We start from the raw sequence: 3,067 nt of genomic DNA, 5'->3' as shown, positions 1-3,067 counted from the left end.
GTTGGTGATCTTATTGCCGCCATTGTCGAGACCCGTATTGCTTAACTTAACTTCTGAAACCGTCGGATTTTCTACAGCGGTTAAGGTTGTACCGTCCTTGGTGTAGGTCTGACTATCTGCATCGTAGACGGCGTCCGTCAAATCCGTATACCACTTGCCGTCCTGACCTTGAACCAAGGTATTGCCGGAATCATCTTTAGCTCCTGCAAAGGTAACACTGCCATTGCCCATAGAGATATCTTTCGCGAGTTTGACCTTAAGAGCATCGTTTTCTTTTACGACGCCGATGTTATCGGCTGCCGTAAATTCACTGGCTCCGCCAAGAATGTTGAGGATGGCACCATTGATCTTAGTAATCGTGCCATTTTCGGACGTATCGTCACCGGTGAATTTCAAGTTTACTTTCCCGGCTTCAGTCGTAAGATCCGCTTTAGTTGCAAGATTATCAACTTTAAAGCTTTCGTCGTCATTACGTTTAATGGTCAATGTATTATTTTCAAACGTAACAGCATCAACATACTTATCAGTAAGACCACTTACAGTTACAGTACCCTTAGTACCATTAGCATCGGTATTCAAGGTAATAGTTCCGGTTCCGTCAGTACCGTATTTAACAGCACCATCGGTCACCTGCGTATCAATGGCATTTACAGTGTACTTCGTATAGCCTGCAGATGAATCTGTATCTACAGTCTTAATATTGGTGCCGGCTACAACTTCAACTTTAGCAGCTTTAAGCTGAGCAACGTTGACAGCATCCGAATCTGCACTACCGGCTGCTACATTCGTAATTTGGCGAGACAATCCGGTTGTACTGTTACCTACAGAGACAGCACCTGTATTGGATTGCCATGCACCGGTAAGTTTCCGATAATTGTTACCTGCTTCTTCAAAAGCTTGTTTTTTTGCTTCATTATTTCTGTCAGCGTTATATGCATTGTAGGCCGCTTGCCATGCAGCGCTCGCATCTTTCATGGCTTGTGTCAATTCAAAAGATTTACCGGTAGAAGGATCATATCCAAGAACGCCCGGATTTCTATTTGCTAAGGAATATGCGCCTAACGCTACACCTTGCGCTACATTTTCTACTTTCGAGAAACTACCGAGGGCCATGGCATAGGCCGACTTCGTTACTGTTGCAGTGTTGCCTAATGCCGTCGCACGTTCTGAATCCGTTATGGTAGCCGTATTCCCTATTGCAGTGGCACGCAATGAATTGCTTATATTACTAAAACTTCCGACTGCAGTAGCGTGCTCCGAACCGTTTACTTCCGCTCGAGCCCCGAAAACGCTGGCATCCTTAGAGTTTTCTCCCACATAAGCTTCATCACCAACAACAGTAACGAAAGCACTATCAGCCTTTTTATACCCACCGGTCGGATCATTTTCTATGACTCTTCTACCGCTCCCGATAGCGATAGAGCCATCTAACTTAGCTGTCGCATAACTACCGATAGCCACAGAGCTCATGTTTGCTTCGGAGTCCGCACCAATGGCAACAGAGTGTTGTCCTGAAACGGCATTATATCCGACGGCAGTACCTCGTTGTTCCATGACCTTGCTGTTTTGCCCTATAGCCAGAGAAGCAGCCCCAGTGGCCTGTGCAGCGTTAATATTACCGCCTCCTGGTTCCACATCGATGAACTTGAGTCCGATTTGTACGTTTGAGCCATCTTGCTGCAGTTTAATACCTCTGCCGGCCTTCAAAGTGACCGTATCACCGGAAGCTATTTTTTTAGAATCTCCTTCTACCGTTACATCGGCATCTGATGTAGTGCCTGAACCTCTAGCGACAGCCAGCGTCCAACCTTTATCTAACTTGTTGCTCACTTCGTTGAACTGTTCCATATTAACAGCATCTGTAGAATCAACGCCTTTTGCCACGTTGGTAATCTTATTGCCTCCATTGTCGAGACCTGTACTAGACAAGATAACTTTATTGAATGTGATGCTTCCATCCCCCATAGTAAGATTCTTCGCCAATCTAACGTTGAGTGTACCCTTCGCATCATCGGCAACTACGCCAATATTATCTTCTGTTAGAGAATCTGCATCGGTGATACCGCCTGTAATATTCAAGGTATCTGCCAAGTCACGATGAACGACGGTATCGCCATCGCCTTTGAAGTTGAGACCTGCAGTTCCGGCCGCTTTGAGCTGTGCAACATTGACTGCATCTGAGTCGGCACTACCTGCTGCCACATTTGTAATTTGACGGGTATATCCGTTCTGACCAATAGATACAGCCCCCATAACAGATTTCCAAGTTCCTGTTTTATCTGAACTATGTGCTGCACCGGACGCATCATACCCAACTACACCTGCATTTCGGTCTACGATGGAATACGAGCCTAAAGCTACTCCGTTTGTCACATTGGTTACCTGAGTATTATGACCGATTGCTGTGGCATAGTCAGAACCTGTTACCGTTGCGTTATTACCGATTGCAACGGCAAATCTTGAACTATCTAATTTTGCATGAGTGCCGAGGGCTGTGGAATTTTTGGAGTTTTCTCCCACATAGGTCTCATAGCCAATTGCAACGCCGTATTCACTATCAACTTTTTTATATTCGCTAGCGGGATCATTCGCGACTCTCCGTATACCTGACCCGATGGCCACAGAGCCTGAATTATTTGCTTTTGCATAGTCACCAATAGCTACTGAACTCATATCAGCTTCGGCTTGAGTACCACCGGCAAAAGAATACTGCCCTGCATGAGTTGCATATCCGATAGCCGTACCTTGATGACCATCGGCCACACTATTTTGACCAACAGCCAGAGCTCCTCCAGCGCTTGCCGTAGCATCATAATAGGTATCTCCGGCAGAATCCATATCGATGTATTTCAGCCCAATTTGAACACCGGCACCATCTTGTTTAAGTTTAACGCCTCTACCGGCCTGTAAGGTAACGGTATCGCCAGAGGAGATTTTCTTAGGATCTCCTTCTGCAGTCGCAAGGTACGACGAAGAAGCATCAGGGCCTCTACCAACAGCAAGAGTCCAGCCTTTATCCACTTTTGTGCTTATTTCATTGAACTGTTCCATATTAACAGCATCTGTA

General features: G+C 45.9%; 1 protein-coding gene. It reads right to left on the bottom strand.

What is annotated here, in order from left to right:
* Positions 1-3,067 (bottom strand): hypothetical protein (locus tag HMPREF3201_RS07435; protein ID WP_197408270.1); only part of this gene is annotated, 3,067 nt, incomplete at both ends.

This window comes from Megasphaera sp. MJR8396C (assembly GCF_001546855.1).
Classification (GTDB): domain Bacteria; phylum Bacillota; class Negativicutes; order Veillonellales; family Megasphaeraceae; genus Megasphaera.
The sequence above is the reverse complement of the archived record's forward strand: the minus strand, read 5'-3'. Positions and strand labels throughout refer to the sequence as shown.